A 23073-nucleotide genomic window follows, 5' to 3' on the forward strand; every position below is an offset into this window, starting at 1 on the left:
GGCCCACCAAGCCGGGAAACCGGTGGCGTGGGCCATTGCATTACTAGCGAGTATGTTATGGCAAAGAAACGTGGCGTTCCGGGTCGGAACCTTCGCATCAACGATCAGATCCAGCGCGATCTGTCGGCGTTGATTCAGCGCGAAGTGAAAGACCCGCGTATTGGTCTGGTCACGCTGCAAAGCGTGGAGGTGACGCCGGACTATGCGCATGCAAAAGTGTTTTACACGACGCTGACCGGCGATCCGAAAGCGACCGGCGAGGCGCTCAACGAGGCGGCGGGTTTCCTGCGCAATCTGCTGTTCAAGCGGTTGCATATCCACACCGTGCCGACGTTGCATTTCCATTTCGATCAGTCGATCGAGCGTGCCATCGAGATGTCGCGACTGATCGATACGGCCAACGCCACGCGAGCGAGAGACGAGGCGAGCGATGAAGCCGGTGATGAAGCCAGCGACGGCCTTGCGCAAGACGGCGACGACGATGGCAAGGAAAGCGACCGCAAGTCAGACGTCGATTGACGACGCAGTCTGCCGGGTTGGCCGAGGGCGAGCCCGGCTGTCTGCAATGCCTGCGCACCTGTGATGGGTGCCAGGATGTGAATCCCTTAAGAATCTCTCGAGCAATCCCCGCATCATGACGGACCCGCGTTCGCAGGCACCCCGCCAAAAACTTCCCCGTTTCGCGCTCGATGGCGTGTTGCTCCTGGACAAGCCGCTGGGCCTGTCCTCCAATGACGCGCTGATCAAGGCCAAGCGATTATTGCAGGCCCTCAAGGCCGGCCACACCGGCACGCTCGACCCGTTGGCGACGGGTTTGTTGCCGCTGTGCTTCGGCGAGGCAACAAAGTTCTCGCAGGACTTGCTCGAGGCCGACAAGACCTACGAGGCGCTCGTGCGCCTTGGAGAAACGACGACAACGGGAGACGCGGAAGGCGAGGTACTGCAAACGCGTCCGGTGACGGTGGACGAAGCGGCGATTCGTGCCGTGTTGCCGAGTTTCACGGGGGCGATCTCTCAGGTGCCGCCGATGTACTCTGCCCTCAAGCGTGACGGCCGGCCGCTATATGAATACGCTCGCGCGGGGCAGACCGTCGAGCGTGAAGCACGTGAGGTCACGATCCATGGTCTGGAACTCACGGCGTGCTCGTTGCCCGATGTCGCCGAGTTCACGTTTCGCGTGACCTGCAGCAAAGGCACTTATGTGCGCACGCTGGCAGAAGACATTGGCGAAGCGCTGGGCTGTGGGGCGCATTTGCGTGCGCTGCGACGCACCGCAGTCGGTCCGCTCACGCTCGACGATGCGGTGACGCTGGATGCCCTGGGCGCGATGGAGCACGCGCAACGCGTGGAGAAGCTGGCGCCCGTCGATGCGCTGCTGAAGACGCTGCCGGCTATCTGGCTCGATGACACACTCGCCAAGCGCTTCAGCCACGGGCAACGCCTGCGGCTTGACGAGACCCGCTGTCCGCAGGCGCTGAGGGCCTGTGCCGCTGCGGGCGAGGCTATCGAAGTGAAGGTTTATGCCGAAGCCGATGGCGACGCTGGCGCCCGATTGTTGGGCGTTGCGCGGCTTGACCATGAGGCACTGCTGACGCCGCAACGTCTTCTGAAGACGCAATAAGCCGATGCAATAAGCCGATGCAGTAAGCCGATGCAGTAAGCCGACGCAGTCAGCGGATGTCGGGAGGGCACGGCCGGTACGGCGCTGCCGGTATGCGCCGCCGCTGGTGCTCGGCGGCTGTTCGCCGCCTTTTTTACGACACTCGCTGCGGCGTAGCGCTTACTGCGCGACGTTTTCCGGCTTGAGTTCGACGATGGCGTCCAGCGCTGCTTTGACGTCCATGGCGTACTTGGCCAGCGCTTTCTGTTCGTCCGTTTTCGGCTCGAAAGACGGTACGCTGACCGGGTGATTGCTCTCGTCGACGGCGACGAACACCATCAGGCAATCGGTCGTCTGGCGCAGTTCGCCCCACTTGGGGTCGCCCGCGTGCACCGATACGTGGATATGCATGCTGGTGCGGCCCGTCGCCACGATACGCGCGCGCAGTTCCACCAGATTTCCCACCAGAATCGGACGGCGGAAGCGGATGTTGCCGACGCTGACCGTCACGCAATAGCGGCCCGACCAAGTGGCGGCGCATGCGTAGGCCACTTCGTCGATCCATTTCATCAGAGAGCCCCCGTGGACCTTGCCACCGAAATTGACGGCGGCCGGCTCGGCCAGAAAGCGAAAAGTGACTTCTGAGCGATCGTTCGGGGTCTGCGGGGTCGTCATGGTGTTCGATTGTTGGCGTGCGAAGGGTGTTTTCCCGAGCACAGTGCGGTGGTCGGGAAAGTGCCCAGGAAAGGCGCAATGATACTGCGAATTCGAGGGGGCGTGCCGGCGCTCAAGCACGGCACGCCCCCCCGCGCCCCGTCCGCCCCGTCCGCTTTATCGACTGCCCCTGTAAAAAAACCCCGCCAACTTCAGCGGGGTTCAAGCAGTGCCCGGCCGGACAGCGCAGGGCCGGGCACTCGGGGGGAAGTCGTTGTTTCAGTGCGCACCCGCTGCTGCGTCGCCGCCGCCACCGCCCTTCATCGGTCGGGTGATCCACACCATCGCGATCATCAGCACGAACAGCAACGCCGAGATCCAGAAAATGTCGTTGGCACCGAGCATCGCCGACTGCTGTGTCACCAGCCGGTCGATGTAACCGTTGGCTTGCGGTGTCGACATGCCGAGTTGGTTGAGCGTTTGCACAGATGCATTGAACGTGGGATCGTACGGCGTCAAATGCTCCGTCAACTGTGCATGGTGCAACGTGATCCGGTTATCCCACATGGTCGTTGCGATCGACGTACCCACGGCACCGCACGTAATCCGCACGAAGTTGGACAAACCCGCCGCTGCCGGAATGCGCTCCGGCGGCAAGCCCGACAAGATGATCGCCGTGAGCGGGATGAAGAACATCGACATCGGCACCCCCTGCAGGAACGTCGGAATCATCAGGGTGCGTGTGTCGACGAGGGTGTTGAAGTGCGAGCGCATGAAGAACACCACCGCGAACAACACGAACGAGACGGTGACGACCCAGCGTGCATCGAGCTTCGGCAGCGTCTTGCCGATCACCGGCGACAAAATGATGGCGAACAGTCCCACCGGCGCGAGCACCAGACCGGCCTGCGTTGCCGTATAGCCGAGGTAGATCTGCAACCATTGCGGCAGAATCACGAGGTTACCGAAGAAGAGGCCGTAACCGACCGAGATGGCCACCACGCCACCGGTAAAGTTGACCCGCTTGAAGAGCGTCAGGTCGACCACCGGATGCTTCTCGGTAATCTCCCAGATGACGAAGAAGCAGAACGACACCAGCGCCACGAGCGCCAGCACGACGATGGTCGAAGAATTGAACCAGTCGAGTTCCTTGCCTTTGTCGAGCATCACTTGCAGCGAACCCACCCACAGCACGAGCAAGGCGAGCCCGACCGTATCGATCGGCTTGCGTTGTGTAGGCGTTTCGCGCTTGGCGTAGATCAGCCAGGTAACGTAGGCCGCAGCAATGCCGATGGGAATGTTGATATAAAAAATCCACGGCCACTGATAGTTGTCGGAAATCCAGCCGCCGAGAATTGGGCCCATCACTGGGGCGACCAACGTCGTCATGCCCCATAGCGCCAGCGCCATCGAACTCTTCGCGCTCGGATAGCTCGAGAGCAGCAGCGATTGCGAGAGCGGAATCATCGGTCCGGCGACGGCGCCCTGCAACACCCGGGCCGCGAGCAGGAATTCGAGGGTTGGCGCCATGCCGCACAGCCACGACGCCAGCACGAACAGCAGGATCGACGAAATGAACAGCCGCACCGCGCCAAATCGTTCAGTCAGCCAGCCCGTGAGCGGCACCGAAATCGCGTTGGCGACGGCGAACGACGTGATCACCCACGTTCCCTGGCTCGACGAGACGCCTAGGTCGCCGGAAATGGCGGGAATCGATACGTTGGCAATCGATGTGTCGAGCACGTTCATGAACGTGGCGAGCGACAGCGCGATGGTGCCGAGTACCAACTGACCCCCCGAAAGAGGGCCAGGAGCGTTTTGAGTTGCCATGAGATGTCAAAGGGGGTGGGGGGCACCCCCCTCCGATTTACAGGGGACGAGCGCGAGCCGGCTGGTTGCGCGTGTCGCTGGCGCCGCCTGCCCCAGAGGCAGCCGCAGCACCCGCGTTTTCGGTGATGATCTTGGCGACGATATTGTCGGCGTCGTGTCCGACCTTGTCGTACACGTCGGTCGAGTACGCCGGCATCGCAGGCGCTTCGCCCAGCTCCTTGCCGTCGGAATTGCGCACGTCGACCTTGACCTGCATCGACAGACCGACGCGCAGCGGATGCTGCTGCAATTGCTTCGCGTCGAGCGCGATACGTACCGGCAGACGCTGCACAACCTTGATCCAGTTACCCGTCGCGTTCTGCGCCGGCAGCAGCGAGAAGGCGCTGCCCGTGCCTGCGGAGAAGCCCGCTACCGTGCCCTTGTATTCCACCGCCGACCCGTACACGTCGGCCGTGAGCGTGACCGGCTGACCGACGCGCATGTGCGCAATCTGCACTTCCTTGAAGTTGGCGTCGACCCAGACCTGGTTCAGCGGCACCAGTGCCATGAGCGGCGCGCCGGTTGCCACGCGTTGTCCCACCTGCACCGAGCGCTTGGCGACATAGCCGTCGACCGGTGCCGGGATGGACGTGCGGGCGTAGTCGAGATACGCCGCGCGTACCTTTGCCGCTGCCTGTTGCACGTTCGGGTGCGTGGTCACCGACGTCTTGTCCGTCAGCGCCCGGTTCGACACCCACTGCGCGCGAGCCTGCTCGAGTGCGGCCTGCGCCGACTTCACGGCGTCCTGCGCGTGGGCGAGTTCTTCGCGCGACACGGCGCCCGAGGCAATCGCCATCTCACGGCGCTTCACATCGGCTTGTGCCCGGGCCAGGTCCGACTCGCGCATCGCCACGGTAGCGGCATACGCGTCGTTGTTCACGAAGTACGTGCGCACCTGACGCACCGTCTGCGCCAGATTGGCCTCGGCTTGCAGCAATGCGACGCGCGCGTCGGTCTGGTCGAGCGTGACCAGCGCCTGACCCGCCTTGACCATTTGGGTGTCGTCGACCTTGACGCCGGTCACGGTGCCCGATACCTGCGGGGTGATCTGCACCACGTTGCCCGCGACATACGCATCGTCGGTGTCTTCGTAGTAGCGCGCATACAGCGCGTAGTAAGCGCCGTAGGCGATGGCCGCGATCGCGATCACGGCCGTCAGCGTCAGCATCATGCGGCGGCGCTTGCCATTGCCCTGAGCCGGCTGGGCAGCGGCTTGTTGTTGGTTCTCGCTCATCATTCGCTCCGTACTCATTTCTCAATGTGCGTTGACGTTGTCTTGTCTGTTGTGTGTGTGTGACGTATGTGACTTGCGGCGGCCGGTCAGTGGGTCTGCACGGCGTTGTCTTCGGCCTTGGCCGAGCGTTCCTGACCCACGACGAGACCTGCCGCCTGGGCATCGAAACCTCCGCCCAGCGCCTTGATCAGGCCGATTTGCTGGTCGCGGCGGGCGCCCTCGATGTTCACGCGCGCCTGTTCCTGCGCGAGCAGCGAAGACTCGGCGGTGAGCACGGTCAACTGCGGCGCGAGCCCCGCGTGGTACCGGTCGACGGCCAGATCGTAGGCACGCTGCGCGGCGTTCTGCGCCACGCGCTGCGACACCATCTGCTTGTCGGCCGAGCGGATCGATGACATGCGATCCGCGATGTCGCCGAGCGCTTTGTTGAGGGTCGAGTCGTAGTTCGCCACAGCGCTTTCGTACGCCGCGTACTGGCCCTTCAGGTTGGCGCGCAAGCGGCCGCCGTCGAAGATCGGCAGCGATATCACCGGACCGTACTGAATGTTCTGACTGCTCGGATCGATCAGCTTGCCCAGGCCGAAAGTGGAGAAACCGAACGCAGCGTTCAGGTTCACGTCCGGATAGAAGCGTGCTTTCGCGACATCCACGCCTTTGAGCTGTGATTCCACACCCCAGCGTGCCGAGACGATGTCCGGGCGACGTCCGAGCAAGGCGAGCGGCAGATTGTCAGGCAGGGCGGGGGTTGCCAATTGTGCGAGCTTCGGACGCGTAATCTCAAGACCGCGATCCGGCCCCTTGCCAAGCAACACACCGAGTTGATGGCGCGTGAGCAGGATCTGACCATCGAGTTGTTCGATCTGCGTCTGAATATCGGCGCTATTGCTCTCGGCCTGCTTCTGCTCGACTTGGGTGTCGAGACCCGCCCTCACGCGGTCTGCCGTCAAATTGCCGAGGGTCCGACGCTGTTTGCTGACGCGTTCGAACACGTCGCGCAGCGCGTATTGCTGCGCGAGCTGGTTATATGAACGCGCCACGGCGGTCGCCAGCGCGAGGCGCACTTCCTGATCGTCCGCAGCTTCGGCACGCTCGGCCGAGGTGGCCTGTGCCCGTGCCGCGCGGTTCTTGCCCCACAGATCGAGTTCCCATGCCAACGAGGCCGTGAGGTCGCCCTGCGTGAACCATGTCCCACCATAGCCCGGAGGGTAGATGGTGTTTTCGGTGAACTTTTCGCGATAGATATCGCCGGAGAATCCGGCCGACGGCAGCAGCGCCGCAGCGGCCCCTTCGGTCTGTGCCTGCGCTGCCTTGAGGCGCGCGGCGGCCATGGCCAGGTCGGGGTTGCCGGCCAGGGCTTCGTCGATCAACGAGACGAGTTGCGGGTCGCCGAACCGCTGCGCCCAATCGGTGCCCGGCCACTGGCCGCCCTCGGCGGGCAGGCTGCGCTGGGTCGCGTACTGGTCGGGGGTGCTGATCTGCTTGTCGCTGTGGATGCCGGCGAAGTTGGCGCAACCGGCAAAGCCCAGCGTCAGCGCGGCCAAACATACGGCGGAAATCGCTGAGCGGGCCCGCAGGCGCGGGAGGAACGGTGAGACCGCTTTCATCGCAAAACCTTTACGAGTGATGTTTTGTACTGACTATTATTGGGAATCACACAATGTCGAGGCCATGTAATAGTGGACTCGACATGCTTTTCTAACGCGGGTGAGCGCCGATTGGCCGTCATCCTGCCTCGCCGTTGGCAATCACGCGCCGCAGCAGGCTTTTCAAAAACCCGACTTCCTCAACGGTGAAGCCGCCCATCAAATGGTCGGCGGCACGCACGAAAATATCCGGCATCCGATCCGCCATCGCATTGCCGGCTTCGGTTGCGCGCAAATTGACGGTGCGCCGATCCATCTTGCTGCGCTCGCGCACCAGCAAGCCCTGCGCTTCGAGCCGGTCGAGCAGACGGGTGACAGCGCTCGCGTCGATGCAGTAATCGCGCGCCAGATCGGCCGCCGTCTTGCTCTTGCCCGTGGCGACCTTGTAAAGCATGGTTGCCTGCGTGCTCGTCAGGCCGTACTGCGACGTTTCCTTTGTCAGTTCGGCCAGAATCAACTGCCGCACGCGGGCAACGAGATACCCGAGGGAATTGTCGATGTCGTAGTCATTGCGCGGCGGATCGCTGTGCGGCGCGTCTGGCGCAGGCGCCGGCACCGTGTCGGAAAGGGAGGTAGGAGGTTCGTTCATTTTCGTGCTGCTGCAATAGTTGACTAGTCACGATTATAGGGACTATTTAATTAAATGCAAGGCCATGCAATAGTGGACTAGGCAATTATTTCACTGGGATTGAGGAGGCAGGCGCTGGAGGCGGTGCGTAAGGGCGTGCATGCCCCAGCGGGTGGGGCGAGGCGGCGACGGATGTCGCGTGGTTGTCGATCCAGGAGGGCATGCCGTTGCTGCATTGCAGAAAGACCATGACGTGAGTAGCGTGCAAGTGGTAGAATCGCGGATTCTCCAAAGGCTTTTTCGAGCATCTCTTCAATGACCCGCGCTCTCCGTAATATCGCCATCATCGCGCACGTCGACCACGGCAAAACCACGCTCGTCGACAAACTGCTGCGCCAGTCGGGCACTTTCCGCGAAAATCAGCAGATCGCTGAACGCGTGATGGACTCGAACGACATCGAAAAAGAGCGCGGCATCACGATCCTCGCCAAGAATTGCGCCGTCGAATACGAGGGCACGCACATCAATATCGTCGACACACCCGGACACGCGGACTTCGGCGGTGAAGTGGAACGCGTGCTTTCGATGGTCGACAGCGTGCTGCTGCTCGTCGACGCCGTCGAAGGCCCGATGCCGCAAACCCGCTTCGTGACGCGCAAGGCGCTTGGCCTCGGTCTGAAGCCGATCGTGGTGGTCAACAAGATCGATCGTCCGGGCGCACGTCCGGAGTGGGTGATCAACCAGACGTTCGACCTGATGGACAAGCTGGGCGCCACCGACGAGCAACTCGACTTCCCGGTCGTCTATGCCTCGGCCTTGAATGGCTTCGCCAGCCTCGATCCGGAGGCGCGCGAAGGCACCATGCGCCCGCTGTTCGACGCGATTCTCGAGCACGTTCCGGTGCGCGAGGCCGATGTCGACGCGCCGCTGCAACTGCAAATCAGCTCGCTCGACTACTCGACGTTCGTCGGTCGCATCGGTATTGGCCGTATCACGCGTGGCCGCATCAAGCCGGGCCAGCAAGTGGTGATGCGTTTCGGTCCGGAAGGCGAAGTGCTCAAGCGCAAGATCAATCAGGTGTTGACGTTCCAGGGTCTGGAGCGCGTGATGTCTGACGGCGCCGAAGCGGGCGACATCGTGCTGATCAACGGGATCGAAGACGTGGGCATCGGCGCGACGATTTGCGACGTGGACACGCCGGAGGCCTTGCCGCTGCTGACCGTGGACGAGCCGACGCTGACCATGAACTTCTGCGTGAACACGTCGCCGCTGGCCGGCCGTGAAGGCAAGTTCGTGACGAGCCGTCAGATCCGCGACCGTCTGAACAAGGAACTGAATCACAACGTGGCGCTGCGCGTGAAGGACACGGATGAAGATTCCATCTTCGAAGTGTCGGGCCGTGGCGAACTGCACCTGACGATTCTCATCGAGAACATGCGTCGCGAAGGCTATGAACTGGCCGTGTCGCGTCCGCGCGTGGTGCTCAAGGAAATCGACGGCGTCAAGCACGAGCCGTACGAAATGTTGACCATCGACGTGGAAGACGATCACCAGGGCGCGGTCATGGAGGAAATCGGCCGTCGCAAGGGCGAAATGCTGGACATGGTGTCGGACGGTCGTGGTCGCACGCGTCTCGAGTACCGCATTCCGGCGCGCGGCCTGATCGGCTTCCAGGGCGACTTCCTGTCGATGACCCGTGGCACGGGCTTGATGAGCCACATTTTCGATGCCTACGCGCCGCTCAAGGACGGTACGCTGGGTGAGCGTCGCAATGGCGTGCTGATCTCGCAGGACGACGGTGCTGCGGTGGCCTACGCACTGTGGAAGCTGCAGGATCGCGGCCGCATGTTCGTGTCGCCGGGCGACGCCCTGTACGAAGGCATGATCATCGGTATCCACAGCCGTGATAACGACCTCGTGGTCAACCCGATCAAGGGCAAGCAACTCACGAACGTGCGTGCGTCGGGTACCGACGAAGCCGTGCGTCTGGTGCCGCCGATCGCGATGAGCCTCGAATACGCCGTCGAATTCATCGACGACGACGAGTTGGTCGAAGTCACGCCGCAGACGATTCGTTTGCGCAAGCGTTACCTCAAGGAACACGAGCGCAAACGCGCTTCGCGTGAAGAGAAGTAAAGCCGGCAATGGCAAAGCGGCGTAGCGGATGACCCTCCGCTGCCCGCCGGCGCCAGTCTGTTGGAGAAAGAGCCGGTGCTTCGCGCCGGCTTTTTTGTTTTTGTTGCGGTCGCTGAAATGCGGTGCATCGGCGTTCGCATGCTGTCGATAGCCCCCGAGGATTGCGCTGTTAGCGCGTCCGTTCCGTTGACGTTTCTGAAGCACACGCCAGACATGACCGAATTTGTTCGAACCGAAATCCGTGGCCGCATTGGCTTTATTACCCTGACTCGCCCGAAGGCACTCAATGCCCTCTCGCACGACATGATTCGTGCGATGGCGTCGGCGCTCGATGCTTGGCGTGACGACCCGAGCGTGCTCGGTGTCGTCTTGCAAGGCGAGGGCGAAAAGGGTTTGTGCGCGGGTGGCGATATTCGCCATTTCCATGAGGCCATTAGCGCCGGGCGTACCGACATCATGGATTTCTTCACGGACGAGTACACGCTCAACTACACGATCGCCACGTACCCGAAGCCTTACATTGCGTTGATGGACGGCGTGGTGATGGGGGGGGGCATGGGAATCTCTCAGGGGGCGGCACTGCGCATCGTCACCGAGGCCACGCGAATGGCCATGCCGGAGACGGCTATCGGCCTGTTTCCAGACGTTGGTGGCGGAATATTCCTTGCAAATCTTGCGGGCCATCTGGGTGAGTACCTTGGCACGACTGGCATCGTGTTTGGTGCCGTCGATGCGTGCGAAATCGGTCTGGCCGACGGGGTCGTCCCGCGCGGCTCGTTGCCTGCGCTTTGTGAGTTGCTGGCGAACGGCGTTTGGTCGAACAGCGAAGCGGTACTCGATGCTGCGCGGGCCTTTGTCCGCGATTGCTTGCCGCCTGCCGGGTTGACCGCGGGCAAGCTCGCACCGCTGCGCGACGTGATCGATCGGCATTTCGGCTTGCCGGATATGCCGACTGTCCTGGCGTCGCTCAAGCGCGAAGCCCGCTGCGAGTATTCCGGTTGGGCGCAGGAGACTGAAGACCTGTTGCGCACCAAGCGTTCGCCGCTGATGGTTTGCGTCACGCTGGAGCAGGTACGACGGGCGCGCAAGCTGTCGTTGGCAGACGAGTTGCGTGAAGAGTGGCTGATGATGCGCAGCGTCTTTAATCTCGACGGCCGTACAGGCGCGGAAGGTGTCGAAGGCATACGCGCGATGGTTGTCGACAAAGATCACGCGCCGCAATGGCAGCACGCCAGCATCGAAGCGGTAAAGCCTGCTGACGTTGCGCGATTCTTCGACGGCGAGCGTCTTGGTGCGGACAATCCGTTGCGCGAACTCGGACGGTAAGTAAGTCGTCGCGAAACGCGGCGGCAGGCTTGCCTGAGTGCCTACACCGCCGCCAGGCAGAACTGCTCGCCGACGGCCTGATCGAGTTTGCGGCAGATATCGGCCATGCTGCCTACCATCACGATGTGCGACACGTCGCGATACACGCGCACATCGCGCACATCGTGGTCCTTGTGGTCCTTGAAGCCCTCGTAGCCCGCGTGCCTGCCCGGCCTGCCGAGCGTTTCGCACCGTTGAAGGGCCCGCACATTGCGCGATGTTTTGACGGCGTTCCCGGTGGGGCACGCGCGACGCGATGCCAACGCCACGGCGGCCGCGAGCGTCCGGGGCAGGGCGGTGCTGCGCGCTCGCGCAGGCACGGTGTAGGAGCGCGCAATCGCCGGTGCAGCGGCAAACGGCCCGGACAAGGCCGACAGCCCGTACACGGCCGAGAGCCGTGCCTGCGACGACACCCGGACACGCGTTTGACCAAATGACGTACGCAGCAAACCAAAGAGTCGAGCCATGATGCGATCCTTTCTCCAATGCCGGTCAGAGGGACGCGTCCTGCCACGTATTTCTCAAATCGCGGGCGAAGCAGGGCACAGGCGCCGGACCGAGCCCGGCGCAGTCGGAAATGCAAATGTTCAGAACGTCAGGGACTGCGCGATGAATGCACTCGCGAGTCGCAATCCCCGAGGGCGCGCCTAGAGATCGTTATTGCGGATCAAGCCGACCGCAATCCCCTCCAGCGCAAAGTCACCGCTACCTTCGTTGACATCGATGTTCTCGAAGTCCGGGTTCTCCGCAATCAGTTCGACGCCCCCCGGCACACGGTGAAAACGTTTGACGGTCACATCGTCGCCGATTCGCGCCACGACGATCTGGCCCTCGCGCGCATCGGCGGCCTTCTGTACGGCCAGCAGATCGCCATCGAGAATGCCTGCGTCGCGCATCGACATTCCGCGCACCTTCAGCAGGTAGTCGGGTTGGCGCGCGAACATGTTCGGATCGCATTGGAAGTTGCGTTCAATATGTTCCTGCGCAAGGATCGGGCTACCGGCAGCCACGCGCCCGACGAGCGGCAGCGACAGTTGCATCAGCCCCATATGGGGCAACGTGAACTGATGCGCTCCGCCAGCTTCGTCCAGACGCTTGAGACGGATGCCGCGCGATTGACCGGCGGCCAGTTCGATCACCCCTTTGCGCGCCAGCGCCCGCAGGTGCTCCTCCGCAGCATTGGCGGAGGAGAAGCCGAGTTCGGCCGCGATCTCTGCGCGTGTGGGCGGAAAGCCGGAGCGCTCGATCGCTTGTCGGATCAGTTCGTAGACCTGCTGTTGACGTGCGGTAAGTTTGATCATGGGATCACTGTATGGAAGCACAGGTGGCTGTATTTTTGTACAGTGTTTAAAAAAAGGCAAGGGAAAACTTCATGTCAAGCGCGAAGTTCTCGCTGTGCCGGGGATTGCTTGTGACCCATTTCGCCGCGCCGGTGTTCGGCCAGTGCTCGTTTGAGCGGGCGTTCCGATCGATGTCTGGAGATATCCGATGGCGGGAGCCCACCGTGCTTCGGCTCGAGAGCGTGTTTGAACTGAGCGCCTTGTTCGGCACGCTTGCGCGCTTGCGTCATTTGGGCGTGGCATGTCCACGATCTCGCCGGCTGCGCCGGGATCGATACTTTCAGCAATTGGGAAGCCGAGCAGTATTAGATACAATCGGTGGCATGACTTTGCCTTCATTCAACCCGATTCCTCATTACACCGTGTCCTCGGGCGAGTTGCCGCGCATCGCGCTGCTCGCCACGGGCGGCACGATCGCGGGCAGCGCGGCCGACGCGACGCGCACCTCCGCTTACCAGGCCGGGGCGCTTGGCGTTCAGGATCTGCTTGCGGCCGTTCCGGCGCTGGGTAGCGTTGCGCACATCCACGCGGAACAGGTCGCGCAGATCGATAGTAAGGACATCAACGTGGCGCTCTGGCAGAAGCTGGCCGCACGCGTCAATGCCTTGCTCTCGCAGCCCGATGTGGCCGGTGCGGTCATTACGCACGGTACAGATACGCTGGAAGAAACGGCGTATTACCTGCATCTCACAGTCAACAGTCGCAAGCCGGTCGTGCTGACGGCGGCGATGCGACCGGCGACGGCGCTCTCTGCGGACGGACCGCTCAATCTGCTTAACGCTGTGCGCGTGGCGACCGACCCGATTTCGGCTGGACGCGGCGTGATGGTTGCCCTCAACAACCAGATTCACAGCGCGCGCGATGTCGTCAAGACGAGCACGTACAAGGTCGACGCGTTTCACTCCCCGGAGATCGGTGTACTCGGCTGGGTGCAGGATGAGCGCGTTGCGTATCAGCGTGCGGCGTTGCAGTACCACACCGTCGAGAGCGAGTTCGTCGGACTCTCGGGCGAGTTGCCGGCCGTGGAAGTCGTGTCGAGCTACGCGGGCGTGTCGCGTATCGCGGTCGATGCGCTGGTTGAAGCGGGCGTGCAGGGCATTGTGGTGGCGGGCACGGGCAATGGCTCGCTGCATTCGCTGCTGCAACAGGCGTTGGCCGACGCCGTTCAGCGCGGCGTGACGGTCGTGCGTGCATCGCGCGTGGGCAGTGGCCACGTGATGCACAACGGCGCGGCGCCCGACGATCAGTACGGCTTCGTGAGTGCCGGCAACCTGCACCCTTTCAAGGCGCGCGTGTTGCTGATGCTGGCCTTGCAGGCAGGCGTGCCGCGCGAGCGCATGCAGAGTCTGTTTGCCGAGTATTGACGTCCCCCCTTTCGGAAGGGACAAAAAAATACGGCGCAAGTCGCTCGTTTGATCGACTTGCGCCGTGACGCTCGGCGAGGCGTAGTGGTGTCGCTTACGTCTGCGCCCGTTCTCTGCGGAACCTGCTGCAGTTCCTTCCATCTTCCTGCTCACGGCGTTGACAGCCGCTTCCTTCGTCTTCTCGCGAACTACCCCGTAAGGGTCGGCCGTTCGGGCATGCAGCGGAGCCGACCGTGGCGTGTGTCCGGAGGGGGGCGGCAGGTGGATACCGGACCTTGCAGCCCGGCATTCGCCAACGTCCGCCGTCTCTCCCTGATGGCCTGGCGTTACCGATCGGATCGGTGAATTACGCCACGGTATGATTGGCGAGCATTTCCAGCGCGCGCACCATGCCCGAGTGATCCCACGCGGCGCCACCGTTGGCGGCACAGGCGTTGAACAGCTCCTGGCACGTGGCCGTGTTCGGCAGCGAAACGCCGAGCGCCTTCGCGCTTTGCAGCGCCAGGTTCAGATCCTTCTGATGCAGGGCGATGCGGAAGCCCGGTTCGAAGTTGCGCTTCACCATACGCTCGCCGTGTACTTCGAGAATGCGCGACGACGCGAAGCCACCCATCAGTGCTTCGCGCACTTTCGCCGGATCGGCACCTGCCTTCGACGCGAACAGCAGGGCCTCGCCCACGGCTTCGATCGTCAGCGCGACCACGATCTGATTGGCGACCTTGCAGGTCTGGCCCGCACCGCTCTCGCCCACGAGCGTGATGTTCTTGCCCATGAGTTCGAAGAACGGCTTCACATCGTCGAACGCAGCTTGCGAACCGCCCACCATGATCGACAGCGAGGCAGCCTTCGCACCGACTTCGCCGCCCGAGACCGGCGCATCGAGGTATTCGGCGCCCAGCGCCTTGATCTTCTTCGCGTATTCCTTTGTTTCGATCGGCGAGATGGAGCTCATGTCGACGACGATCTTGCCCGCCGAGAGGCCTTCGGCCAGACCGTCCTGACCGAACAGCACCGCGCCCACGTCAGGGGTATCCGGCACCATCACGAAGACGATGTCGGCACGCTTGGCGACTTCCTTGGCCGACGTGCAGACCGTGGCTTGACCGTCGATCAGATCTTGCGGCGGCGTGCGGCGCTCATACAGGAACAGCTTGTGACCGGCGTTCTGCAGATGCTTCGCCATCGGCGCGCCCATGATGCCAAGACCAATGAAACCGAGTTGTGCCATTTCGAGACTCCTTGTTGCCAAAGTTTGAAGTGTTGTCGCCAACGGTCAGACGAGCGGGGCGGTGCCGTGCTTCCGCGCTCTCGCGTCCCCCGTGCTCCGGCCGCATGCCCCCTGCATGCGGCCGGCGGGGCCCTTCCTCGTCGAAACCCGGTTGGCCGGCGCACCGCGTCCGGCCGGTGTGCCTTTGTTTCGTGCGCACGCCGCCGGGGGAGGCGCCGCGCGCGGGGAGCGGGGGTGAATTAGCGGTTACGCGGCTTCGCGCAAGCCCGCCGCCTTGAACCAGCCGAGGCCATCGGTCGTGGTGGTGGCCGGTTTGTACTCGCACCCGATCCAGCCGTTGTAGCCAATGCGGTCGAGGAACGCGAACAGGTAGGCGTAATTGATTTCGCCCGTACCCGGCTCATTGCGGCCCGGGTTGTCCGCCAGTTGCACATGCGCGATGCGCGCGAGATTCGTCTCGATGGTCTTGGCGAGTTCGCCTTCCATGCGCTGCATGTGATAGATGTCGTACTGCAGGAACAGGTTGTCCGAGCCGACGGCGTCGAAGATTTCCAGCGCCTGCTTCGTACGATTCACGAAGAAGCCTGGAATGTCGTACGTGTTGATCGGCTCGACCAGCAGGCGGATGCCTTCGGCCTTGAGGGCGTCGGCGGCGAAGCGCAGGTTGCCCACGAGCGTGTCGCGGGCGACTTGCGTCGACAGATCGGCACCCTGCTTGCCCACGAGGCAGTTCAATTGCTTCACGCCCAGCGCTTTGGCATACGTGATGGCTTCGCCCACGCCGTCGCGGAATTCGGCCTCGCGTTCGGGGAAGATGGCAATGCCGCGCTCGCCCGCTTCCCAGTTGCCGGCAGGCAGGTTGTGCAGCACGAGGTCGAGCTGGTATTGGTTGAGCTTGTCGGCGATCTGGTCGCGATGAAACGCATACGGGAACAGAAACTCCACGCCGCGAAAGCCCGCCGCGGCGGCCGCCTTGAAGCGGTCGAGGAACGGCACCTCGTTGAACAGCATGGTCAGATTGGCGGCAAATTTCGGCATTGCGCTGACTCCTCTTTCTCTTTTCTCAGGGGGTGGTTTCGACGATTTCGATGCAAGGGTGCTGCCTGGTTGCGGGGCGCGCGCTTGGGCGGGACACGGGGTCTAGCCGAGCGCGCAGGGGACGCGCGCGCCCCGCAAACCGTAGTGCAGTGATGAATCAGGCCGTCACTGCGTTGTGCTCTTCCACAACGTCGATGATGTCTTCGAACTCGTTGACGTTGTTGATCTCGGTGCCCATCGCGATGTTGGTCACGCGCTCGAGAATCACTTCGACGATCACCGGCACGGAGAACTCGGCCATCAGCTTGCGCGCCTGCGCGAACGCGGGCTGGATGTCGTTCGGCTGGAACACGCGGATCGCCTTCACGCCAAGGCCCTCGGCGACCTTCACGTGATCGACGCCGTACCCGTTCACCTCAGGTGAGTTCACGTTCTCGAACGCGAGCTGCACGCAGTAGTCCATGTCGAAGTTGCGCTGCGCCTGACGGATCAGGCCCAGATACGAGTTGTTCACGACCACATGGATGTACGGCACCTTGAATTGCGCCGCTACCGCCAGCTCTTCGATCATGAACTGGAAGTCGTAGTCGCCCGAGATGGCCACGACGTCCGACGACGGCGAGGCCACCTTCGCGCCGATGGCCGCCGGCACCGTCCAACCCAGCGGGCCCGCCTGGCCGCAGTTGATCCAGTGACGCGGCTTGTTCACGTGCAGGAACTGCGCGGCGGCGATCTGCGACAGACCGATGGTCGAGACGTAGCGCACGTCGCGGCCGAAGAACGCGTTCATTTCCTGATACACGCGCTGCGGCTTGATCGGCACCTGGTCGAAGTCCGTGCGGCGCAGCATCGTGCGCTTGCGCTTCTGGCAATCGGCGACCCATTGCGAACGATCCGGCAGACGGCCCGCAGCCTTGAGCCCCTTGGCAACTTCCACGAACTGCGTGAGGGCTGCCTTGGCGTCGGACACGATGCCGTAGTCCGGGCCGAATACGCGGCCAATTTGCGTCGGCTCGATGTCGACGTGCACGAACTTGCGGCCCTTGGTGAACACATCGACGCTACCCGTATGGCGGTTGGCCCAGCGGTTGCCGATGCCCATCACGAAATCCGAGGCCAGCATGGTCGCGTTGCCGAAGCGGTGCGACGTCTGCAGGCCGACCATGCCAGCCATGAGCGGATGGTCGTCGGCGATGGTGCCCCAGCCCATGAGCGTGGGCACAACCGGCACGTTCACCGTTTCGGCGAACTCGACGAGCAGATCGGCGGCGTCGGCATTGATCACGCCGCCACCCGAGACGATCAGCGGGCGCTCCGATGCGACCAGCATCTCGATCGCTTTCTCGATCTGGGCGCGCGTGGCCGCAGGCTTGTACGCCGGCAGCGGTTCGTACGTCTGCGGATCGAACTCGATCTCGGCAACCTGCACGTCGAACGGCAGATCGATGAGCACCGGACCCGGACGGCCCGAGCGCATCAGATGGAACGCCTGCTGGAACACGCGCGGCACGAGTGCAGGCTCGCGCACGGTCACGGCCCACTTGGTGACGGGCTTGGCGATCGACTCGATGTCGACGGCCTGGAAGTCTTCCTTGTACAGACGGGCGCGCGGGGCCTGGCCCGTGATGCACAGGATCGGGATCGAATCGGCCCATGCGGAGTACAGACCGGTAATCATGTCGGTTCCCGCCGGGCCCGAGGTGCCGATACATACACCGATATTGCCGGCCTCTGCACGGGTGTAACCTTCGGCCATGTGAGACGCGCCCTCGACGTGGCGTGCAAGCACGTGCTCGACGCTACCGGCCTTGCGCAACGCCGAATAGAACGGGTTGATGGCAGCGCCGGGCACGCCGAACGCCGTGGTGATGCCTTCCTTCTCCAGCACGCGCACGGCGGCCTCTACGGCGGTCATCTTGGCCATGTGACTCCTCCAATGGGTAATAGGTAATGATCTTGGAGGTCACTTTAAGCCGGTACGATTTGTTTGATAAGATCACAAAAGATCGTTTTTTTAAGAACAAAAAGTATCGAATGGAGGCGCGATGGACCGTTACAAACAGATCGAGACCTTTGTGCAGGTGGCCGAAGCGGGCAGTCTGGCCGCGGCTGCGCTCAAGGAGGGGGTCTCGCCGGTGATTCTGGGGCGACGTATCGACGCCCTTGAAAAGCGCCTCGGCATCAAGCTCATGTACCGCTCGACGCGCCGGCTCGCGCTCTCGGAAGAGGGAGGCGCATTTCTGGAGCGCTGCAAACAGTTGCTCGGTGACTGGGAGATGGCAGAGAACGAGATCAGCGCCGGACGTCACGCCGTCTCGGGGCACCTGATCGTGTCGGCCCCGGCGGCGTTCGGGCGAAAGCACGTGGCGCCGCATGCCCCGGCGTTCCTGCGGCTGCACCCGGAGGTCCAGATTTCGTTCAACCTCACCGACCGCGTGGTCGACCTTGTGCGCGAAGGGTACGACATGGGTATTCGTATCGGCGGCTCCGTCGACCCGAATTTCGTGGCCGTCAAACTCGCCCAGAACCGGCGCGTGGTGTGCGGCACCCCGGCGTATTTTGCGCGGCACGGTCGCCCGAAGACGCTCGAAGACCTGGCCAGGCACAATTGCCTCGCGTTCAACCTGCAAGGCGGCCAACAGCGGGGGTGGTACTTCAAGCGGCAAGGCAAGCTTGTGACCATTCGCGTGGCGGGTAGCCTGGATTGCAACGACGGTGAACTGCTGCACCGCTGGGCGCTGGAGGGGCTGGGGCTGGGCTGGCGCTCGACCTGGGAGATCCAGCGTGAGTTGCTCTCCGGCGAGTTGGAAACGGTGCTCGACGAGTACGCGCTACCCGATTACGACATTCTGGCCGTCTACCCCCAGCAGCGCTTCCAGCCCGCGCGGGTGCGGCTCTTCATCGAGCAGTTGCGCCAGATCTACGCGCGCCCGAACTATTGGCTGGAGAACGGCTGAGCGCGGCGCGGCAGATACTGGCAACGGCTACCGGAGCATGCGCCGGACAGCCCCGATGGGAGGGGAGTTGATGATCGACAGGAAATCCGCTAGAATCGCGGGTTCTGCAACCTTGCTGCACTGGTTCTGACGCCCAGGCGGCTTTGTCCATAAGGAGCTTATATGCGTCATTATGAAATCGTATTTATCGTTCACCCCGATCAGAGCGAGCAAGTGCCTGCGATGATCGAGCGCTACAAGAGCATGGTGACGGCCAAGGCAGGTCAAATCCATCGCATCGAAGACTGGGGCCGCCGTCAACTGGCCTACATGATCGAGAAGCTGGCCAAGGCCCACTACGTCTGCATGAACATCGAGTGCGACCAGGAAACCCTGGACGAGTTGGAGCACGCATTCAAGTTCAACGACGCCGTTCTGCGCCACCTCGTGGTTCGCATGAAGAAGGCCGAGACCGCGCCGTCGCCGATGATGAAGGAAGTGGCTCGCGAAGAAGCCAAGAAGGCTGCCGCGACGCCCGCGACCGAAGCTGCTGCTTCGTAATTAGCGCACCGGAACGCATCGGAGTGTCAACGGAACCGTCGACCGCGTGAATCGCTTACGGCTCGAAGCCAGCATCGTCGAGATCGGCACGCTGCGCTATACCCCAGCCGGGCTTCCCGTGATCGATGTGACGCTGGCCCACGCGGGAACTGCCGAAGAGGCGGGCGTGGCCCGTCAGGTCGAGTTCTCGTTGCCAGCGGTTGCGATCGGTCCCCTCAGTGCCAAGGTCATGGCGTTGGGACTCGAGAAACCAGCCCAGTGGGCAGGGTTTCTGGCTAAAAAGCATCGCAATAGCCGCACTCTGGTGTTTCACATCACAGCATTGCAAGCATTTGAAAAGGATTGTTGAACATGCCGCGTCCTAACGGTAAAAACAAGAAGTTTGATCGCCGCCGCCAACAGCAAAACCCGCTGTTCAAGCGCAAGAAGTTCTGCCGCTTCACCGTTGCCGGTGTCGAGCAGATCGATTACAAGGATGTCGAAACGCTGAAGGACTTCATCGGCGACAACGGCAAGATCACCCCGGCTCGCCTGACGGGCACCAAGGCGCACTATCAGCGCCAGCTCGATACGGCCATCAAGCGCGCGCGTTTCCTGGCGCTGATGCCGTACACCGATCTGCACGGTGCTTAATCGCCAGTCGACGAAGGAGAATAGATAATGCAAGTGATTCTGCTGGAAAAGGTCGTCAACCTGGGCAATCTGGGCGACATCGTGAAGGTCAAGGACGGTTTTGCACGTAACTTCCTGATCCCGACCAAGAAGGCTCGCCGCGCCACCAAGGACGCGATCGCCGAGTTCGAAGTCCGTCGCGCCGATCTGGAAAAGGCGGCTGGCGACAAGCTGGCTGCGGCGCAAGCCGAAGGCGAGAAGCTGTCGGGTCTGACCGTGCAAATCTCGCAGAAGGCCGGCGTTGACGGTCGTCTGTTCGGTTCGGTCACCAACTTCGACATCGCCGAAGCCCTGGGCACCCAAGGCTTCAAGGTCGAGAAGATGCAAGTGCGTCTGCCGAATGGCCCGCTCAAGACCGTGGGTGACTTCGCGGTTCAAGTGGCGCTGCACACGGACGTCGTGGTCGACGTGAACGTGTCGGTGCTGGGCGAGCACGCCTAAGGCCGTATCCGCGTCGACTTCCCGACGCGAATAAAAAACGGAAGTCGGTTCGCCGGCTTCCGTTTTTTTATATCTGTTCGTTCTGCTCCGTTCTGTTATGTTGGCCGCTGGATGTTCCGGCTGCCCGTCATGCGCCGATCCTTGCCAACCGCCTCCGGTTGCGCGCTTCCTTCCACGTTCGTCTCGTTCGATAGCTCCACCTTATGCTGCCTCCAGGGAAACTGCTGAACCAACCGCGTTCGGACAAATCGTCGCGCAAGCGGGATTTTGCCGGGACGGACCGTGATCGCGGGAACGGTATAATGCCGGGCATGAACGCGCCCGATCCCCAACTCGATTCTCTCAAAGTGCCGCCGCACTCCATCGAGGCGGAGCAATCCGTGCTCGGCGGGCTGCTGCTCGACAATGGTGCCTGGGATCGGATCGGCGATTTTCTGTCCGAATCGGACTTCTACCGCTACGACCACCGGCTGATCTATCAGCACATCGGCCGGCTGATCGCCAGCGACCGTCCTGCCGACGTGATCACCGTTTTCGAGTCGCTCACTTCCGCCGGCAAGGCCGAAGACGTGGGCGGGCTGGCGTATCTGAACGCCCTGGCGCAGAACACACCGAGCGCTGCGAACATTCGCCGTTACGCGGAAATCGTGCGTGACCGCGCGGTATTGCGCAAGCTCGTGACCGTCGCCGACGAGATCGCTTCCGATGCCTTCAATCCTCAGGGCAAGGAAGTGCGTCAAATGCTCGACGAGGCGGAGGCGAAGGTCTTCGCGATCGCCGAGGAAGGCTCGCGCAGCACGAACGGCTTCCTTGAGCTCCAGCCGCTGCTCACGCAGGTGGTCGAGCGCATCGACGAGCTCTACCACCGCGAGGGCGGCAGCGACATCACCGGAATTCCGACGGGGTTCGTCGACCTGGATCGCATGACGTCAGGGTTCAACGGTGGCGATTTGATTATCGTGGCCGGACGTCCGTCGATGGGTAAAACGACCTTCTCGATGAATATCGGCGAGCATATTGCCGTGGAAGAGGGGTTGCCCGTCGCCGTGTTCTCGATGGAAATGCCGGGGACACAGTTGGCCATGCGTATGCTGGGTTCGGTGGGGCGTCTCGATCAGCATCGTCTGCGGACCGGCAAGCTGGTCGACGAAGACTGGCCGAAGCTCACGCATGCCATGCAGAAGATGAACGAGACGCAGCTTTTCGTCGACGAGACGCCTGCGCTCAATCCGATGGAGCTGCGCGCGCGGGCGCGTCGTCTGGCGCGCCAGTGCGGCAAGCTCGGGTTGATCATCATCGATTACCTTCAGCTCATGAGCGGTTCGGGCCACGGTGAGAACCGCGCGACCGAAATTTCCGAAATATCACGCTCACTCAAGGGGCTCGCCAAAGAGCTGAACGTGCCGGTGATCGCGCTCTCGCAGCTCAACCGCAGCCTTGAGCAGCGCCCGAACAAGCGCCCGGTCATGTCCGATTTGCGTGAATCGGGTGCTATCGAACAGGATGCCGACATCATTCTGTTCATCTATCGCGACGAAGTGTACAACCCGGATACGCCTGACAAGGGCACCGCCGAGATCATCATCGCCAAGCAGCGTAACGGTCCGATTGGCCAGGTGCGTCTCGCGTTTATCGGGGCCTATACGAAGTTCGACAATCTGGCCGGCCCTCAATACTGACGCATCGATTTCCACCCAATCGTACGGGTGTGCAGTGACGCACGCCCGCAACGAGGTAGAATGTGACGTTTTTGTGTCAACCCGTCCCCTATTCATATCCGGAGTTTTCCAATAATGTTCGGTCGCTTCATGCCCACCGAGGGCAAGTTCTTTGAGCTGTTCAACCAGCACGCGGCGTGCATGGTGGCAGGTAGCCGCGAGCTGTCTGCCATGCTCAACGATCTGCCCAATGCCGAGGCACGTACCGTTGCCGTGCAGAACAACGAGAAAAAGGCGGATCGCATCACGCACGAGACCATCGACCTGATGCACAAGACGTTCATCACGCCCTTCGATCGTGACGAGATCCATAAGCTGATCAGCACGATGGATGACATCCTGGATCTGATGGAAGACGTGGCAACGGCCGTGTGGATGTACGACGTCAAGAGCGTGCCGGCCGAGGCGCGCACGCTGGGTGAAATCTGCGTGAAGTGCTGTGAGCGCGTGCAAAGCACCGTGGCGCTGCTCAACGACATGGATCGTGCCCGCGAGATTCTGAAGCTCTGCGAGGAAATCGACGGTCTCGAATCGGATGCCGACCGCTTGCTGCGCGCATCGCTGTCGAAGCTGTTCCGTGAAGAATCCGATGTGAAGGAGCTGATCAAGCAGAAGGCGGTGTCCGAATTGCTCGAATCGGTAACCGATAAGTGTGAGGACGTTGCCAACATCATCGAAGGCATTGTGCTGGAAAACGCCTGAGCGG

22 protein-coding genes are annotated in these 23073 nt (G+C 62.3%); 12 read left to right on the forward strand and 10 right to left on the reverse strand.

Features of this window, described 5'->3' with window-relative positions; genetic code table 11:
* Positions 1-57 precede the first annotated feature (57 nt).
* Entirely contained in the window at positions 58-519 is a 462-nt protein-coding gene (rbfA, locus tag ACE3UG_RS13815) for a 30S ribosome-binding factor RbfA (protein ID WP_374624754.1), read from the forward strand.
* Between the two features lie 115 nt (positions 520-634).
* A complete protein-coding gene (gene truB / locus ACE3UG_RS13820; protein WP_374624756.1) occupies positions 635-1621 on the forward strand; it encodes a tRNA pseudouridine(55) synthase TruB in 987 nt (328 codons plus the stop codon).
* Positions 1622-1780: 159 nt separating this feature from the next.
* Here truB and ACE3UG_RS13825 read toward each other — a convergent pair whose 3' ends face one another.
* The 5 genes from ACE3UG_RS13825 to ACE3UG_RS13845 form a co-directional block, all read right to left on the reverse strand.
* Positions 1781-2275, reverse strand: a complete 495-nt coding sequence (locus ACE3UG_RS13825; protein ID WP_374624758.1) for an acyl-CoA thioesterase — start codon at positions 2273-2275, stop codon at positions 1781-1783.
* Between the two features lie 258 nt (positions 2276-2533).
* Entirely contained in the window at positions 2534-4084 is a 1551-nt protein-coding gene (locus ACE3UG_RS13830; RefSeq protein ID WP_374624760.1) for a DHA2 family efflux MFS transporter permease subunit, read from the reverse strand.
* A 37-nt stretch (positions 4085-4121) separates the two neighbouring features.
* Positions 4122-5357 (reverse strand): HlyD family efflux transporter periplasmic adaptor subunit, encoded by a 1236-nt coding sequence (locus ACE3UG_RS13835; RefSeq protein ID WP_374624762.1) that lies wholly within the window; start codon positions 5355-5357, stop codon positions 4122-4124.
* Between the two features lie 86 nt (positions 5358-5443).
* Complete coding sequence (locus tag ACE3UG_RS13840) at positions 5444-6961, reverse strand: efflux transporter outer membrane subunit (RefSeq protein WP_374624764.1); 1518 nt, start codon at positions 6959-6961, stop codon at positions 5444-5446.
* Between the two features lie 118 nt (positions 6962-7079).
* Positions 7080-7589, reverse strand: a complete 510-nt coding sequence (locus tag ACE3UG_RS13845) for a MarR family winged helix-turn-helix transcriptional regulator (RefSeq protein ID WP_374624766.1) — start codon at positions 7587-7589, stop codon at positions 7080-7082.
* 294 nt (positions 7590-7883) lie between these two features.
* Between ACE3UG_RS13845 and typA the strand changes: the two genes are divergently transcribed.
* The gene (typA, locus tag ACE3UG_RS13850; protein WP_374624768.1) at positions 7884-9704 is read left to right on the forward strand and encodes a translational GTPase TypA; all 1821 of its coding nucleotides are present in this window, start codon (positions 7884-7886) and stop codon (positions 9702-9704) included.
* Positions 9705-9917: 213 nt separating this feature from the next.
* On the forward strand, positions 9918-11030 hold the full coding sequence (locus ACE3UG_RS13855; RefSeq protein WP_374624770.1) for an enoyl-CoA hydratase/isomerase family protein: 1113 nt from the start codon (positions 9918-9920) through the stop codon (positions 11028-11030).
* A 41-nt stretch (positions 11031-11071) separates the two neighbouring features.
* On the opposite strand, the gene ACE3UG_RS13860 is transcribed toward ACE3UG_RS13855, so the two are convergent.
* Both ACE3UG_RS13860 and lexA read right to left on the reverse strand, forming a co-directional pair.
* Positions 11072-11536, reverse strand: coding sequence for a hypothetical protein (locus ACE3UG_RS13860; RefSeq protein ID WP_374624772.1), 465 nt, complete (start codon positions 11534-11536; stop codon positions 11072-11074).
* A gap of 180 nt (positions 11537-11716) precedes the next feature.
* A complete protein-coding gene (gene lexA / locus ACE3UG_RS13865) occupies positions 11717-12370 on the reverse strand; it encodes a transcriptional repressor LexA (RefSeq protein ID WP_374624774.1) in 654 nt (217 codons plus the stop codon).
* A 362-nt stretch (positions 12371-12732) separates the two neighbouring features.
* Between lexA and ACE3UG_RS13870 the strand changes: the two genes are divergently transcribed.
* Positions 12733-13773 carry an asparaginase gene (locus tag ACE3UG_RS13870; RefSeq protein ID WP_374624776.1) on the forward strand — a complete coding sequence of 347 codons (1041 nt, stop codon included), beginning with the start codon at positions 12733-12735 and terminating at the stop codon, positions 13771-13773.
* 346 nt (positions 13774-14119) lie between these two features.
* On the opposite strand, the gene glxR is transcribed toward ACE3UG_RS13870, so the two are convergent.
* The 3 genes from glxR to gcl all read right to left on the reverse strand — a co-directional run bounded on the left by glxR (position 14120) and on the right by gcl (position 17963).
* Entirely contained in the window at positions 14120-15022 is a 903-nt protein-coding gene (gene glxR, locus ACE3UG_RS13875) for a 2-hydroxy-3-oxopropionate reductase (protein ID WP_374624778.1), read from the reverse strand.
* A gap of 225 nt (positions 15023-15247) precedes the next feature.
* Complete coding sequence (hyi, locus tag ACE3UG_RS13880; RefSeq protein ID WP_374624780.1) at positions 15248-16039, reverse strand: hydroxypyruvate isomerase; 792 nt, start codon at positions 16037-16039, stop codon at positions 15248-15250.
* A 157-nt stretch (positions 16040-16196) separates the two neighbouring features.
* A complete protein-coding gene (gene gcl / locus ACE3UG_RS13885; RefSeq protein ID WP_374624782.1) occupies positions 16197-17963 on the reverse strand; it encodes a glyoxylate carboligase in 1767 nt (588 codons plus the stop codon).
* A gap of 121 nt (positions 17964-18084) precedes the next feature.
* Between gcl and ACE3UG_RS13890 the strand changes: the two genes are divergently transcribed.
* From ACE3UG_RS13890 to ACE3UG_RS13920, 7 genes are all read left to right on the forward strand, one after another.
* The gene (locus ACE3UG_RS13890) at positions 18085-18996 is read left to right on the forward strand and encodes a LysR substrate-binding domain-containing protein (protein WP_374624784.1); all 912 of its coding nucleotides are present in this window, start codon (positions 18085-18087) and stop codon (positions 18994-18996) included.
* Positions 18997-19158: 162 nt separating this feature from the next.
* Positions 19159-19536, forward strand: a complete 378-nt coding sequence (rpsF, locus tag ACE3UG_RS13895; RefSeq protein WP_017232290.1) for a 30S ribosomal protein S6 — start codon at positions 19159-19161, stop codon at positions 19534-19536.
* A 46-nt stretch (positions 19537-19582) separates the two neighbouring features.
* On the forward strand, positions 19583-19885 hold the full coding sequence (priB, locus tag ACE3UG_RS13900) for a primosomal replication protein N (protein ID WP_374624786.1): 303 nt from the start codon (positions 19583-19585) through the stop codon (positions 19883-19885).
* A 2-nt stretch (positions 19886-19887) separates the two neighbouring features.
* Positions 19888-20169 (forward strand): 30S ribosomal protein S18, encoded by a 282-nt coding sequence (gene rpsR, locus ACE3UG_RS13905; protein ID WP_039372005.1) that lies wholly within the window; start codon positions 19888-19890, stop codon positions 20167-20169.
* 27 nt (positions 20170-20196) lie between these two features.
* Positions 20197-20649, forward strand: coding sequence for a 50S ribosomal protein L9 (gene rplI, locus ACE3UG_RS13910; RefSeq protein ID WP_374624789.1), 453 nt, complete (start codon positions 20197-20199; stop codon positions 20647-20649).
* 311 nt (positions 20650-20960) lie between these two features.
* On the forward strand, positions 20961-22328 hold the full coding sequence (locus tag ACE3UG_RS13915; protein WP_374624829.1) for a replicative DNA helicase: 1368 nt from the start codon (positions 20961-20963) through the stop codon (positions 22326-22328).
* Positions 22329-22442: 114 nt separating this feature from the next.
* Positions 22443-23069, forward strand: a complete 627-nt coding sequence (locus tag ACE3UG_RS13920) for a DUF47 domain-containing protein (protein WP_374624791.1) — start codon at positions 22443-22445, stop codon at positions 23067-23069.
* Positions 23070-23073: the final 4 nt, after the last annotated feature.

This window comes from Pandoraea sp., assembly GCF_041919235.1.
Taxonomy (GTDB): domain Bacteria; phylum Pseudomonadota; class Gammaproteobacteria; order Burkholderiales; family Burkholderiaceae; genus Pandoraea.

Excerpts from the sequence above, each read along its gene's own strand:
- rbfA (WP_374624754.1), top strand. The coding sequence starts at position 58 with ATGGCAAAGAAACGTGGCGTTCCGGGTCGGAACCTTCGCATCAACGAT.
- truB (WP_374624756.1), top strand. The coding sequence starts at position 635 with ATGACGGACCCGCGTTCGCAGGCACCCCGCCAAAAACTTCCCCGTTTC.
- ACE3UG_RS13825 (WP_374624758.1), bottom strand. The coding sequence starts at position 2,275 with ATGACGACCCCGCAGACCCCGAACGATCGCTCAGAAGTCACTTTTCGC.
- ACE3UG_RS13830 (WP_374624760.1), bottom strand. The coding sequence starts at position 4,084 with ATGGCAACTCAAAACGCTCCTGGCCCTCTTTCGGGGGGTCAGTTGGTA.
- ACE3UG_RS13835 (WP_374624762.1), bottom strand. The coding sequence starts at position 5,357 with ATGAGCGAGAACCAACAACAAGCCGCTGCCCAGCCGGCTCAGGGCAAT.
- ACE3UG_RS13840 (WP_374624764.1), bottom strand. The coding sequence starts at position 6,961 with ATGAAAGCGGTCTCACCGTTCCTCCCGCGCCTGCGGGCCCGCTCAGCG.
- ACE3UG_RS13845 (WP_374624766.1), bottom strand. The coding sequence starts at position 7,589 with ATGAACGAACCTCCTACCTCCCTTTCCGACACGGTGCCGGCGCCTGCG.
- typA (WP_374624768.1), top strand. The coding sequence starts at position 7,884 with ATGACCCGCGCTCTCCGTAATATCGCCATCATCGCGCACGTCGACCAC.
- ACE3UG_RS13855 (WP_374624770.1), top strand. The coding sequence starts at position 9,918 with ATGACCGAATTTGTTCGAACCGAAATCCGTGGCCGCATTGGCTTTATT.
- ACE3UG_RS13860 (WP_374624772.1), bottom strand. The coding sequence starts at position 11,536 with ATGGCTCGACTCTTTGGTTTGCTGCGTACGTCATTTGGTCAAACGCGT.
- lexA (WP_374624774.1), bottom strand. The coding sequence starts at position 12,370 with ATGATCAAACTTACCGCACGTCAACAGCAGGTCTACGAACTGATCCGA.
- ACE3UG_RS13870 (WP_374624776.1), top strand. The coding sequence starts at position 12,733 with ATGACTTTGCCTTCATTCAACCCGATTCCTCATTACACCGTGTCCTCG.
- hyi (WP_374624780.1), bottom strand. The coding sequence starts at position 16,039 with ATGCCGAAATTTGCCGCCAATCTGACCATGCTGTTCAACGAGGTGCCG.
- gcl (WP_374624782.1), bottom strand. The coding sequence starts at position 17,963 with ATGGCCAAGATGACCGCCGTAGAGGCCGCCGTGCGCGTGCTGGAGAAG.
- ACE3UG_RS13890 (WP_374624784.1), top strand. The coding sequence starts at position 18,085 with ATGGACCGTTACAAACAGATCGAGACCTTTGTGCAGGTGGCCGAAGCG.
- rpsF (WP_017232290.1), top strand. The coding sequence starts at position 19,159 with ATGCGTCATTATGAAATCGTATTTATCGTTCACCCCGATCAGAGCGAG.
- rpsR (WP_039372005.1), top strand. The coding sequence starts at position 19,888 with ATGCCGCGTCCTAACGGTAAAAACAAGAAGTTTGATCGCCGCCGCCAA.
- rplI (WP_374624789.1), top strand. The coding sequence starts at position 20,197 with ATGCAAGTGATTCTGCTGGAAAAGGTCGTCAACCTGGGCAATCTGGGC.
- ACE3UG_RS13915 (WP_374624829.1), top strand. The coding sequence starts at position 20,961 with ATGAACGCGCCCGATCCCCAACTCGATTCTCTCAAAGTGCCGCCGCAC.
- ACE3UG_RS13920 (WP_374624791.1), top strand. The coding sequence starts at position 22,443 with ATGTTCGGTCGCTTCATGCCCACCGAGGGCAAGTTCTTTGAGCTGTTC.